At 50.6% G+C, this 13945-nt stretch carries 8 protein-coding genes; 2 read left to right on the top strand and 6 right to left on the bottom strand.

Translation table 11 applies throughout. From position 1 onward, the window contains the following. Nucleotides 1–4: 4 nt before the first annotated feature. Nucleotides 5–835, bottom strand: a complete 831-nt coding sequence (locus WCN91_RS02675) for a M90 family metallopeptidase (protein WP_342676025.1) — start codon at nucleotides 833–835, stop codon at nucleotides 5–7. A 90-nt stretch (nucleotides 836–925) separates the two neighbouring features. Here WCN91_RS02675 and WCN91_RS02670 point away from each other — a divergent pair, with 90 nt between their 5' ends. Beyond that, a complete protein-coding gene (locus tag WCN91_RS02670; RefSeq protein WP_342676023.1) occupies nucleotides 926–3292 on the top strand; it encodes a DEAD/DEAH box helicase in 2367 nt (788 codons plus the stop codon). A gap of 45 nt (nucleotides 3293–3337) precedes the next feature. On the opposite strand, the gene WCN91_RS02665 is transcribed toward WCN91_RS02670, so the two are convergent. From WCN91_RS02665 to WCN91_RS02645, 5 genes are all read right to left on the bottom strand, one after another. Then, a complete protein-coding gene (locus tag WCN91_RS02665) occupies nucleotides 3338–6304 on the bottom strand; it encodes a ligand-binding sensor domain-containing diguanylate cyclase (protein WP_342676021.1) in 2967 nt (988 codons plus the stop codon). 166 nt (nucleotides 6305–6470) lie between these two features. After that, nucleotides 6471–7130, bottom strand: a complete 660-nt coding sequence (locus WCN91_RS02660; protein WP_342676019.1) for a CatA-like O-acetyltransferase — start codon at nucleotides 7128–7130, stop codon at nucleotides 6471–6473. 249 nt (nucleotides 7131–7379) lie between these two features. After that, nucleotides 7380–8420 (bottom strand): Leu/Phe/Val dehydrogenase, encoded by a 1041-nt coding sequence (locus tag WCN91_RS02655; protein WP_342676017.1) that lies wholly within the window; start codon nucleotides 8418–8420, stop codon nucleotides 7380–7382. Between the two features lie 366 nt (nucleotides 8421–8786). Then, on the bottom strand, nucleotides 8787–10850 hold the full coding sequence (locus WCN91_RS02650) for a prolyl oligopeptidase family serine peptidase (protein ID WP_342676015.1): 2064 nt from the start codon (nucleotides 10848–10850) through the stop codon (nucleotides 8787–8789). Between the two features lie 54 nt (nucleotides 10851–10904). Next, the gene (locus WCN91_RS02645) at nucleotides 10905–12431 is read right to left on the bottom strand and encodes a fumarate hydratase (protein ID WP_212546651.1); all 1527 of its coding nucleotides are present in this window, start codon (nucleotides 12429–12431) and stop codon (nucleotides 10905–10907) included. A 157-nt stretch (nucleotides 12432–12588) separates the two neighbouring features. Between WCN91_RS02645 and pabB the strand changes: the two genes are divergently transcribed. Continuing rightward, nucleotides 12589–13941 carry an aminodeoxychorismate synthase component I gene (pabB, locus tag WCN91_RS02640; protein WP_342676011.1) on the top strand — a complete coding sequence of 451 codons (1353 nt, stop codon included), beginning with the start codon at nucleotides 12589–12591 and terminating at the stop codon, nucleotides 13939–13941. The last annotated feature ends 4 nt before the right edge of the window (nucleotides 13942–13945 follow it).

Below are 13945 nucleotides of genomic sequence, written 5' to 3'. Positions count from 1 at the left end.
CACTCTAACTGCGCTGCCAGTCACTTGGGTCAAACTGATAATAATCTCTCAAAATATTGAAAAGCTCTGCATCAAACTGACGCATTTGGTGGGGTTTTTCAATGAAGGTTTCGGTTGCTACGGCAAAAAACTCCGCCTCATTCGTGGCACCATAACCGTGCATCACATGGGGCATATTGTAGGCGATATGGCTTTTAAGTTTATTAAAGGCGCGCGAAAAAACCTCGCCCCAACGCTGGTAGCTTTGCCTGTCTGCCAATAAGGGCGTGCCATTGGTTTGCCCTGTCACCTGGTCGAGTTGATGGGCAAACTCATGAAACACCAGGTTGTGGCCATCACCCGGCAAGCGGTTACCTTCAAGCACATCATGCCAGCTTAATACCAAGGTGCCGCCAGGCCAGGATTCGCCTTCGCGCACCACCTGATGGTAACTCACCAAGCCCGCCATATCGCGCTCGGTCACATCGGCATAATAGGCACTGGGATACAGCAATATCTCTTTAACATTGGGGTACAGCGGCCAGGGTTTATTGAGCATTAGCAGACTGGCATTGGCCGCCACTACCAACTTCATGGCCTCATTGACCCTTAAGCCATCGCGACCTAAAAAACGCTTTTCTCCTAAAAACCAACAGATATGACGTTCCAGCTTGGCCCTGTCCGCATCCGTCATGGCGCGATAGATGGGCATAGCCCTTTGCAGCAACTGCTTTTGTGCCTGGCTTAAAGCGGCACCTTGATATTTACGTCGCCACAGGCGCAAACGCAACTCGTCCTGGCGCCAATACACAAGCACAAAAACCAGCATCAGGCCTATCAATACGACATTTATCATCTGTTAATTCCTTGACATAGTTACTTGTAAATATGACCCTTAGCCCGCTATTTCAATCTCAACGACACAAATTCACAAATAAAACGCATCATGACGCTTCCCATCTACGCCATAGAGCAGGCCTTTTTAGCCGCCCTCGAACACCACAATGTCATAGTTCATGCTCCCACAGGCAGTGGTAAATCAACCTGTTTACCTCTATGGGCCAACTCTCAAGGGCGCGTTTTGGTGGTGCAGCCTAGACGCATTGCCGCCACTTCTTTGGCAGACTATCTGGCAGGACAAAAGCAACAAAAACCCGGGCAAGACATTGGCTTTGCCATTCGCTTTGAGGCCCAGCTCAGTGAACAGACTCAGGTAGTATTTGCCACTCCAGGGGTCGCATTGCGCTTGTTTTTCGAAAATAGGCTCAGCGATTATGATGTGGTGATGCTGGACGAGTTCCACGAGCGTCGCTGGGATACCGACCTGTTATTGGCGCTGCTAAAACAGCACAAAAGCCATCGCCTAATCGTCACCTCGGCCACCCTCAATGATGAGCGTTTGGCCGGCTATTTAAGCGCCAAAACCCTGCACAGCCAAGGCCGACTCTTCCCTATCGACTGTGAATATCTGGCCGACAGCAGCGTAAGTATGCCCTCACGTTTTGACTTGGCTCCACGGGTGCGAGAGGCCTGCGCTTATGCCCTAGAGCACAGCAGCAAAGATATCCTAGTATTTTTACCCGGGCGCGCAGAAATTAACAGCTGCCTCAGTGCCTGTCGCGACCTGCCCGCCGAGGGCACTGCCCTGCATGGTGCCAGCCCAGTAAGCGAGCAGCGCTGCGCCATGCAAGAAGGCACGCAGCGGCGCATTATCTTTGCCACAAACGTTGCCGAAACCTCACTGACGGTACCGGGAATTGAGTGTGTAATAGACTCCGGCCTTGAACGGCGCACTCATCTGCGCAAAGGCAAAACCGTGCTTGGGCTCGATGCCATAGCCAGAGACTCGCAGCTACAACGTAAGGGACGCTGCGGGCGCACCGCACCGGGTCTTTATATCGCGCTTTTTGGCGAACATGCGCCGCTATTGGCACAGACACCGGTGGAGATAGAGCGCGAAGCCCTGGATGAGCTGGTTTTGGCCAGCGCTTGTGCTGGTATCGCCATAGATAATCTTGAGCTACTGACACCGCCGGCACCTTCCAGTCTGGCTCGGGCAAAACAGACTTTGAGCAAGCTCGATGCCATAGATGCGCAAGGCCTGGCCACCGAGCTGGGACGACGCATTTATCCCCTGCCTGTGGATGCAGAGCTAGGTTATCTGATAGAAAAAATGCCCAGCTCCACCCTGCGTCAGGCCATGATAGACTTGGCTGCGGTGATCGCCACACCGGCGCAGCTTTATTCGCTGCCAAACCAAGACACACTCACCGAGTTAGCCAAGGCCTTGGGTGAGCACCTAAAGCACAGTGATATCGCCTTGTGCATTGCCGCGCTGCGCGGCCAGTGCAATGAGTACCTGCATATAGAGGAGACGGCTCTGACTGAAGCACAAACCTACAGCAATTATTTACGCTCGGCCTATCAATTGCCCGAGCTTGAACGCTGCGCCAGTTTCGATTATCAGGCGCTGATACAGGCCATAGCCAGGGTGCGCCCGGATTGTATTTTTGTGCGCCGAGATAACCGTCGCGGCGGCTTTGGCAATGGCGAGCTGGAAATTCGCCCAGCAAAAAACTCCTTGCTTGGTGAGGACCAAGAAGCCGCCCTGGTCCTGGCCACCTTTGCGCTGGCGGGCAAAGGTAAAAAACACGCCGACACTTTGGCAACCTTATGCGCGCCCTTGACCTTAAAGCAGGTGTTGGAATTTGCCCCGACCACAGCAAGACTCAGCGATTATTACTGGCATCCTGATGAGGTAAATACGGGCGAGGGACTGGCGGGTGAAATAAGAGCCACCCTGAGCTACAGCTATGCCCAAGTTACCCTTAGAAGCATGGACACCCGGGTAGACGATGAGCAGCTCCTGCCAGCACTAACCGAGCTGATATTAGATGGCAGCTTATTTCCCGGGGTTGCTCAGCAGGTGAGCGATGCCCTTGCCTACCATAATCTCTATCTACTTTATCAGCAGCAGGAGCAAAACCTTGCCACCGCTGGCGAGCATTTACGAGCCAGACTTGTTGAATTAGGTATTCAAAGCCAGGAAGATTTAATGCTTATTGAAGCGGAAGATCTTTATTACCAAGGGCTTGAGCCCTGGCAGAGTAAGGAATTTATGGAGCGCTTTCCGCTACAACTGGTGCTGCCGGGGATGACTCTAGATATCGAATATGTATTTAAGGCCAAACGTGTCATTGCTCATTATCACAGCGGCGAGCGCAAAGACCCACCCAAACGTTGGGAGTTACCCAGTTGGAGCGGCCTGCAAATTCGTTATAAAAAAGCCAGCAAGGTAGTGGATATTCGCTAATACCAATTCTGTTGAGTATGTGAGCAGCTATTTAAGTGAATTGGTTTAAGGCTGCTCTTCGCACAAGAGGTAATCCCTGCGGTGGCCCAGGCAGCGATTGCGGCCTTGCTCTTTGGCCAGATACAAGGCTTTGTCGGCGTGGGATAACAATCTATCGACATTCACCGCACAGTCGATATCGGCGGCGCCGATACTAACTCTGACCTGCAAACCACTGGCCAGCATCGAATAGTCATAACTGGCTACCTGATGGCGAATGCGCTGTGCCCATTGCAGGGCTTCATCTTCATTAAGGCCTGGGAATAAGATGGTGAACTCTTCACCACCCCAACGTGCAAACAGGGCTTGTGGCGGTAAACAGTTGGCGATAACTTGCACCACGGAGACAATCACCTGATCGCCAATCAGATGCGAATACTGATCGTTAATTTGCTTAAAGTGATCTATGTCTATTAACAGCATACTCAGCGGCTGCTCGTCACGTTGCGCCTGAACAAAGTGCGCCACCAGCCACTGGTCAAAGGCACGGCGGTTAGCAATGCCGGTAAGCTGGTCGTGAGTGGCCTGATGCTCAAATGCCTGCGCCTGTTTTGCCAGCACCTGGGTTTGTTCCTTCACCCGCTTTTTCAAGTGCGCTTCAGAGCGCTTCAAGTGATAGAAACGCAAACGGTAAAACAGTAACAGCAGCAGCACCAGCATGGCCACCACAGCAATTTTAAAACCTATGGTCTGCCAGAGCTTAGGCGCTACTTTAATCTCCACAGCGGCGCCGCTGGATTGCCAACTGCCATAGGGATATCGAGCACGCACCTCAAAACGATAACTGCCCGGTGGCAAGTTAGTATACTCGGTGATATGTAAATTGCCGCGGTCAACCCAGTGCTGCTCGTAGCCTAATAAGCGAGTTTGATATTCGATACGCTCGGTCATTACATAACCAAGTCCCGCATAGGTAAAAGAAATACGGTTGTGTTCCGAGGACACATCAACCACGGTATTTTGATAGACCTGTTGCGGGTGACTATCAAACTGCACCGCCTCTATGCTCACCGGCAAGGCCATATTGGCCATACGGGTCAATTTATCAGGGTCCACCATGACCGCACCACGCGCTGTGGCCACCCAGACATTATTATCCTTATGTAAAATAGCCGGATACTGAGAGCCGCCATTGGCTTGTGAGCTGAGCATGCCATCACCCTGATCAAACAAGGTATATTCCATTTGCTGCTCTGGCTGCTCCATACTGGCGATGATGCTTGCGCGGCTCACCCGCATAACACCTCGGTTACTGCTGAGCCAGAAGTGATCAAATTCATCCACTACCACGGCAAACAGTTTATCAACGGGTAAGCCCTGCTCCTTGCCCACCTTCCGCAATTGCCCGGTCGCGCCATCATAACGTACCAAGCCTCTATCTGTGGCCATCCAGACCAGGCCGGGCTCCATAAGAAAGCCAAAGGCATACTCGGCATCGAATTGTTCATCTAACCACACGCGATTAAACTGGCCCTGCTCGAAGTAACCCACGCCAACCCCGGTGCCAACCCAAATACGCCCCTTATCGTCTTCGCTTAAGGCCATAATAAAATTGCCGGGTAAGTCGTATTCATCGGTATAAAGCTGCAATTTGCCGCGCTTATCTCTGTGCACTAAACCCGCAGCCGTGCCTATCCAGACGCCACCATCGTCCTGCTCTAACACGGCGCGCACTTCATTGCTGGGCAAGCCGGTGTCGCGGTTTAAATAACTGGTTAACTTAGTGCCATCAAAATACATCAGGCCATCTGTGTAGGTGCCGACAAAAATACCGCCGTCACTGCCGGAGGTCAGGCTTAATACCGAAATGGGTGCGCCTGGGCGCTGCCCTAGGGGCGTTGCGCGACTATTTTCATAACGATTTAGACCATTACTGGTGCCCAGATACAAGGCTCCATCGCTGTGACTAAGCAAGGTTCGTACATAATCGCCGGAAAGCCCTCGAGAATGGTTTAAAGTGGTAAAGGGGGCCTGGCGCAGGCGAAACAACCCAGCATTGGTGCCAATCCAGATGCTGCGTTCCTGATCCTCTAATAGAGAAAGAATACGGTTGCTCGGCAGGCCAACATTGGCATCGAGTTTTTCCAGACCGAATTCGCTGTAGCGGAACAGGCCATGATTAATGGTGCCAAACCAAATATCGCCACGGTAATCGACCATGATTGCCGACACCGATTCATGTTTAAGAGCCTTGTCCAACAGGCTAAAGCCGCCCTTAGCTTCTCGCCAAATGCCTTGCTCAGCGCCCACCAGCAAGCGTTGGTTATGATCCAGCGCCAACTTATAAATCATGCCATTGAGAGCATTATTAGTTCCCAAGGGGCGCTGCATTTGTCCATTTTGATAAACATATAAACCTTCACTGCTGGCCACCCACACCTTATCACCCTGCTCGAGCACATGATAAGTACTGACTTGGGTGAGAAAGTGCTGCTCTTGTCCTTGGAAACGGCGCATTACGCCACCATCTTCAAGCGCCAGCCATAAGGCGCCATCGCTTACGCGCTGAGCAAAGTTGATCATATAGGCAGCAGTGGGCAAAGGCTGCCAAAAATTCCCCTTAACGCTGCTCACACCGCCGCGCGAGCCAGCCACATACAACTCCTGGGATTGGCTATCCAGGCTCAGGCTGCGTATTCCGGAGTCGGGTAAACCCGTTTCTTCACCGCGAGTAAACAGGGCGAATTTACGACCATTAAAACGTGCCACCCCTTCCCAGGTGCCGGCCCAAATATAGCCATCAGGCGTCTGAGCCAGAGCATTAATACTGTTATGAGGGAGGCCGTCTCGGGTATCCCAGGTTTCGGCAAAGTAATGACTAAGAGGAATATTTTCAGGGACATTAACCGCTGCATTTACAAACACGGGAGCAACTGCGGAGCTAGGGGCACCCACAGGGTTTTGCTCGGCCGCCTGCGCAGACGCAGCAAAGGCCAGAAATACAAAAGTAAATATGCTGAAAATTAACGTCATGGGAATAAAAGTAAACCGCACCTAGCCTATATGAATTCTTAATTCTTTGTTTTAGGCAGTTATTAACAAAATCTAAACGTATCACTTTACACGCTTGAGGTGTAATTACAAAGGATTACCTGATCATTTAGCGTCCAATTCCACTTTTTACTGGCTTAGCTGTTAACTAGTCAGTTAGGTAACGCTGTGGGTCGCGAAATTTCTGCTGTAATTGGCCAATAAACTGACCGCTATGCAGGCCATCCATCAGCGCATGATGCACATCTAAAGACAAAGTCATACTGCCGCTGCCCTTATCATATTGGCCAAATACCAGCTTAGGCACACCGCTGGCATTGCCCTCACAGGTGGCATGAGAAAAGGCAGAAAAATTAAGCCAGGGCAGTACGGACACATGAATTAAATCACAGCGCCCTTCACTTTCGGCAAAGCCTTCACTAAACAAGGGCTGTTTTAAGGCTCGAGTCTTGGCCTCGCCATGCTGCTGACAATATTCGCTAAAACCTTGCACCAAAGGTAAATAACTAAAACGGAAGGTGTCATCGTCTGCCAATTGCACCACACTGATGCTGGGGTTGGCACAATGCACCGGACGACCATCAACAATACGCAGACCCATGGGCCAATATTCGGCGGCGCTGATATGGGCTAAATAAAGATAGGCTAAGAAAAACGACTTTTGTTGGGTGCGACAATAATCGTACAAGGGTTCGGCCCTAAGGCTGACGCACACATTAAAGTAAGGTTGTTGGAAATTTTTAAAAAAGGCGAAGTGCTGCTGCCTTTCCCAGTTATCTAAATCAACGTGAGTGTAGGATGATGACATAAGCTAATTACGTATAAAAAAGGCACGCTATGAAGCATGCCTTATTCATCATTGCGGCGCAATTAATTACGCACAATTAATACCAATTCACTTAAATAGCTAATCATTCTAGCGGGCTAAATATCGTGCTAACTGTGTTGGAATTTTTCGATGTAGAAAACTACATAAGAAAAATTCCGCCTTGTTATCACATCATTTATCCAGCGCTATATCTGATCACATACTTAACAGAATTGGCATAAGAAGATATTAAAGCCCGTTGGCAATAATTTCTTCTGCCAGTTCATTGGCAACCACATGGGTAGAAACCTGCTCAACGTCTGAACGTTGGAAGATTTCGATAAGGGTATCGTAGATACCCTCAACGTGCTTAGTGGCCGCTTCGGCGCTGTAGCCTTCTTCTTTGGTCTCGTAGTATACATTGATGATACCACCGGCGTTGATCACGTAATCCGGTGCGTATAGAACGCCCTTCTCACGCAGGATTTCACCGTGACGAGACTCGGCTAGCTGGTTGTTTGCACAACCGGCAATGATGCTTGCCTTAAGGCGTGCAATGGTGTTGTCGTTTACCGTTGCGCCCAGGGCACAAGGTGCGTATACGTCCACATCCAGGTCATAGATTTCATCAATGCCCACGGCAGTCGCGTTGAACGCGTTAACAACACGAGCAACCGACTCTTCATTGATATCAGTTACAAATAGCTCGGCACCGGCATTGTGCAGGTGTTTACATAGGTCGTAAGCAACCGCGCCCAAACCCTGTACCGCAACCTTGACTCCCTCAAGGTTTTGGTGACCATGCTTGTGCTGATATGCTGCTTTAATACCTAGGAAAGTACCAAGTGCGGTGAAAGGCGAAGGGTTACCACTTTTGCCTTCAAGACCCATTACATAGTTGGTCTCTTTGTGCATCATCATAACATCACCGGTAGTGATGTTTACGTCTTCGGCCGAGTAGTAGCTACCACCTAAACGCTCTAGCTGCTTACCAAAGGCACGGAACAAGGCTTCCGATTTAATTGTTTTCGCATCACCTATGATCACTGACTTACCACCGCCGAACGGTAAACGCGCTACCGCGTTTTTGTAAGTCATGCCCTTAGACAGGCGCAGAACGTCCGTTACTGCGTCTTCATCACTGGCGTAGTTCCACAGACGACAACCGCCTACCGCTGGACCTAGCTTAGTGCTGTGAACTGCGATAATCGCCTTAAGGCCTGATTCTTTATCGCTACAAAATACCACCTGCTCGTGGTTATCGAAGTCAACTTGATTAAAAACAGCCACTATTATTCTCCGAACTTTATACCCGAGATACGGGTGCGCTGAAATTGCCGCTGACTCTATCACTAAGTCACGCCCCTTGCCACTCAATGAGATGATAAAGTCGCAGCTGGTTAACAATGCAAATATCCTATCCCGATTAACTTGGTAATTTGAAAAGTTTATGCAAACAAACACCAAAAAGTAAATTTAGGAACCACTTCAAGCCAGCTTAGTAATAACATCTACCCCTTAGGTAGTGACGTTTACGTCAACGGCAATAATGATGTAAATATTTTAATACGCATTTGGGAATTGTCTAACCCTGATCTGGTGGGAGCTGGCGCCGAAAAAGCGCCAGCCTAAGGTTACTGGTCAGACTTGATGATATTACTGAGTGTACTTCGTCATCCAGGCAAATACTTGCTCATACCAGTGTTTCAAATTATCCGGATTACGGATCCAATGGTTTTCATCCGGGTAGACCACTAGGCGCGAGTCTATGCCCTTACGTTGCAAGGTAGTAAAGGCACCCAAGCTTTGTGCATAAGGCACACGGTAGTCCTTCAGGCCCTGAGTCACCAGCATGGGGGTTTGCCAGTTTTCAACAAAGTTAGCCGGGTTATAGCGCTTATAGTCCGCGTCTTTGGCCCAGAACGGCCCACCCATTTCATGCTCGGCAAACCACAGCTCTTCGGTGCTTTGATGGAAACTCGGCATATCAAACAAACCAGCATGGTTCACCAGGCAGTTAAAGCCCGTTGGCCAGTTGCCGGCTATCCAGTTCATCATATAACCGCCGTAAGAGGCGCCGAGCGCACAGCCGTTATCGGTATCAAGCCACTTATAGTTGCTCTTCACATAGGCTAGACCTTTTTGTAAGTCCTCAAGCGGCTTACCGCCCCAATCCCGGGAGATAGAGTTGGTGAATTCCTGGCCGTAGCCCACCGAGCCATGGAAATCTATCATCACCACGCCATAGCCTTGTGCCGCCCACAACTGTGCATTCCAACGACTATGGAACATATTACCAAATGAGCCCTGCGGACCGCCGTGCACTAAAAACGCCAGTGGGTAACGCTGCTGCGGGTCGAATAAGGCCGGTTTAACCAAATAGCCATACACCTGCTCATCGTTGGCGCCGGTAAAGGTAAATTGCTCCGTCTCACCCAGTTGTAGGGTTTCCAGATTGGCTTTATTCACCTGAGTCAGCTGGCTTAATCCGGCACCATCGCGATTAATACGATACAGGTCTTTGGGGGAATTAAGGGCATGGCGGGAGAAGATGATCTGCTGACCCTGCACCTGCACATCGCCGACGTAACCGTCGGAGAACAGGCTGCGCACATCGCCAAAGGCGGTGCTGATTTCAAATAAGCTGGTTTGTCCTAAATCTTTGGCGGTGGCATAGATGGCACGGCCATTAGGACCAAAGCTAAAGCTGTCGACGCTTCTGTCCCACTGTTGTGCCATGGGCTGGCGCTCACCGGTGCGCAGGTCTATCAATTGCAGGGTAAACTTATCCGCTTCAAAGCCGGGTTTACTCATGGCCTTATAGGCAAGGTAACGACCATCACTGGAAAACTGCGGGCTTGAATCCCAGGCTTTATTTTCCTCGGTCAGGTTACGCACCGCACCGCCTTCAATGGCTACTTCAAACAAGTCAAAGTTGGTGCTCCAGGCATTGTCCTTGGCTTTCACCTTGGCGCTAAAGACTACCTTTTGCCCATCCGGACTGATAGCTACTTCTTCCATGCCGGAAAAGGGTTTGGCCGGCACATCGGTTTGCCATTGCGGCGTCAGATCTTTGGCATCTTTAATGATCTCCTTGCCCATGCTGGCAACAAATAAATGCCTGACCTTATCATCATTCCAGTGATCCCAATGACGCACCATCAGGCTATCGTAGACCTGTGCATTATGGGCAACACTCTGCTGCTGTTTGTCTTTATCAACCGAGCAGGCAAGCGTGTCACATTCGGGATACACATCGAACGTCACCACCAAGGAGCGGTTATCAGCGCTCAGGCGATAACCTTCGATATCCAGTGGGAATTGAGTGACGGGCTTGGCTTCACCGCCGGCTAATGGCAAATACCAAAGCTGCTGTGAGCCAGAACGCGGCGATAGAAAATAGATGCCCTTGCCGTCGGCGCTAAAGCTCACGTCCGACTCGGTGCCGGCGCTGTAGGTTAATTGCTTTACCTGTTGCGATTGCGCTTGAGTCATGGCGCCAGCGGCGTTTAACGCCTGGGCGTAAAGCTCACTACCCTCAGGCGTTTTAATGGCGTAGACCAGGGTATGACCATCCGGTGACAGCGCCACGCTGTGAATTTTGTTTAGACTATTAAGTTTATCTACCGTCAGTACATCGGCTTGAGCGCTTTGACTGAAACCACTGAGACTGAGACCACTTAGCGCCAATGCGGCGGCGATACGAGTTGTTGTTATCATTATTTTTCTCCATAAAAAAGAGCGCCAAAGCGCTCTTTTTCTAAGGTTTAGACATTACTTTAAAGCGCCGTCTAGTTCTTCGATTTTTGCTTTCCAAATAGCTGGACCTTGAGTATGCGCATTGGCACCTTCACTATCTACCGCTACGGTTACAGGCATATCTTCTACTTCAAATTCGTAGATGGCTTCCATACCCAGGTCTTCGAACGCCACCACGCGAGCTTTCTTAATTGCTTTAGCAACCAGATAAGCGGCGCCGCCGACGGCCATCAGGTAAACCGCTTTGTTTTCTTTGATTGACTCAACGGTTGCCGGACCACGCTCTGCTTTTCCTATCATGCCGATAAGGCCGGTTTTCTCCAGCATCAGATCGGTGAATTTATCCATACGCGTTGAAGTTGTTGGACCTGCAGGGCCTACCACTTCGTCGCCAACGGCATCAACCGGGCCTACGTAGTAGATAAATTTGTTGGTGAAGTCCACGCCCTCTGGCATGCCTTCGCCGCTTTCGATCATGCCTTGCAGGCGTTTGTGCGCAGCATCACGACCAGTGAGGATTTTACCGCTTAGTAGCACGGTCTCACCCATTTTCCACTCTTTGATATCTTCTTTAGTCAGGGTATCAAGGTTTACGCGACGTGTGTCTGCACCAACTTCCCAGGTCACTTCTGGCCAGTCTTCAAGCTTTGGCGCTTTAAGGTCGGCCGGGCCGCTGCCATCTAGCGTGAAATGTACGTGACGGGTCGCCGCACAGTTAGGGATCATCACCACTGGCTTTGAGGCCGCGTGCGTTGGTGCGGTTTTAACCTTGATATCAACAACCGTAGTTAAACCACCCAGACCTTGGGCGCCAATACCGGTTTTGTTGGCACGCTCAAAGATTTCCAGACGCAGTTTTTCTTCTGTAGTTTCGGCGCCACGCTCCATTAGCTCGTGAATATCAACCGGATCCATAAGAGATTCTTTTGCCAGTACCGCGGCTTTTTCTGCGGTACCGCCGATACCTATACCCAGCATGCCCGGTGGACACCAGCCTGCGCCCATGGTTGGTAAGGTTTTTTCAACCCACTCGGCGACATCGTCAGACGGGTTAAGCATGACCATCTTGGTTTTGTTTTCAGAGCCGCCACCCTTAGCGGCGATCATCACTTCCACTTCAGCGCCTGGTACCAGGTCGATATGCACAACAGATGGCGTATTGTCCTTGGTGTTCTTACGTGAACCGGCAGGATCGGCAACGATAGAGGCACGCAGTGGGTTATCCGGATTCAGGTAAGCGCGACGGGTACCTTCGTCAACCATTTGCTGCACCGTCATGTCCGTTTTATCCCACTTTACGTCCATACCCACTTTTACGAAACAGGTTACGATACCCGTATCCTGACACAGTGGACGTTTGCCTTCAGCAGACATACGAGAGTTAATTAGGATTTGCGCAATGGCATCTTTTGCCGCTTTGTTTTGCTCTTTGTTATATGCTTTTTCAAGCGCCTGAACAAAATCCAATGGGTGATAAAACGAAATGTACTGCAACGCATCGGCAATGCTGTCGATGAAGTCTTGCTGACGAATAGTGCTCATAAATCTTCCTTCATACTGGGTCGTGGTGCCATTAACAAGCAATGGCAGGCACGACAACTCGGTGACGTGCGCACGGTGAGAGACCGCGACTTCTGAAAAAGTGTAACTTATGATACCCTCCCAGCCCGTTTCGGGCTAGCTCTTCGAGTTGAAGATAATGACAAAATCGCAATTGCACTGCATCAAGGCGCCAATACAGGCACAAGCCTGTGATGTTTTTACCCATTTTCACCATTTGCCGGGGGCTATTTTCCTCGACTCGGCAAGCGATAGCCATGTCAATAGTCGCTATGACATTATCGCCTTTGCCCCCACCAAGTGGCTCAGTGTTGAAGATGGCAAGGCCATGTTGGACAACCAGCCCCTAGATCAAGATGTTTTTGTGCAAATGCAGGCCGAGCTCGGCGAACTATGCCAGGACAGAGCCCCTTATGGCCTGCCCTTTAACGGCGGTTGGCTTGGCTATTTTGGCTATGATCTGGGTCGCTTATTGGAGCGTCTGCCGGAAACTGCAGAAAAAGATATTCACCTGCCCGAGATGCAAATCGGTTTGTATCTCGATGCGCTCATTTTTGATAAAGCTGCCAAGCAATGGTATTACCTGGCGCAGCCTAGTATCGACGCCGAAGCCGGGTTACAAAAATACCTCACCCAGCTTGATAAGACCCCAAAGGCCGGTGACTTTGCCCTGAGCTCAAAGTGGCAATCGAATATGAGTTATGCCTTTTATGCGCAGCAATTTGCTAAAATTCAAGACTATTTGCGCAGCGGCGATTGTTACCAAATCAATCTGGCACAGCGCTTCTGCGCCCAGTACCAGGGCTGCGAATGGCAAGCCTATCAGCGCCTGCGCGAGCATAACAGAGCGCCCTTTTCAGCCTTTATTCGCCTAACCCAGGGCGCCATTTTGTCCATCTCGCCGGAGCGCTTTATCGAGGTAAAAGACAAGCAGGTGGAAACCAAGCCCATTAAAGGCACATTGCCACGCAGTAAGGACGCCGAAGAAGATAAGGCACTGGCCGAGCAACTTGCGAGCTCGCCAAAGGATCGCGCCGAAAATGTCATGATAGTGGACTTGCTGCGTAACGACTTAGGTAAGGTGGCTAAACCCGGCAGCGTCACCGTGCCCTCACTGTTTGCTATCGAGAGCTTCCCGGCGGTGCACCATTTGGTCACTACGGTGCAATCCCAACTGGCCGAAGGTAAAACCGCCATAGATCAGCTACGCGCTGCCTTCCCCGGTGGCTCTATCACAGGCGCGCCGAAAATCCGCGCCATGGAGATCATCGAAGAGCTGGAGCCACACAGACGCAGCGCCTATTGCGGCTCTATCGGTTATCTCAGCGCCTGTGGCGATATGGACACCAGCATTACCATTCGCACCTTGGTTGCGAACGACAATAAGCTCTACTGCTGGGCCGGCGGCGGCATAGTCGCGGACTCACATGTTGATTTGGAATATCAGGAAACCTACCATAAGGTAAATAAAATCTTACCCGTATTAGAGTGAGTAT

Source organism: Pseudoalteromonas qingdaonensis, assembly GCF_038739665.1.
GTDB classification, from domain to species: Bacteria; Pseudomonadota; Gammaproteobacteria; order Enterobacterales; family Alteromonadaceae; genus Pseudoalteromonas; species Pseudoalteromonas qingdaonensis.
Note: the sequence above shows the minus strand (reverse complement) of the source record. Positions and strands in the feature narration are given on the sequence as shown.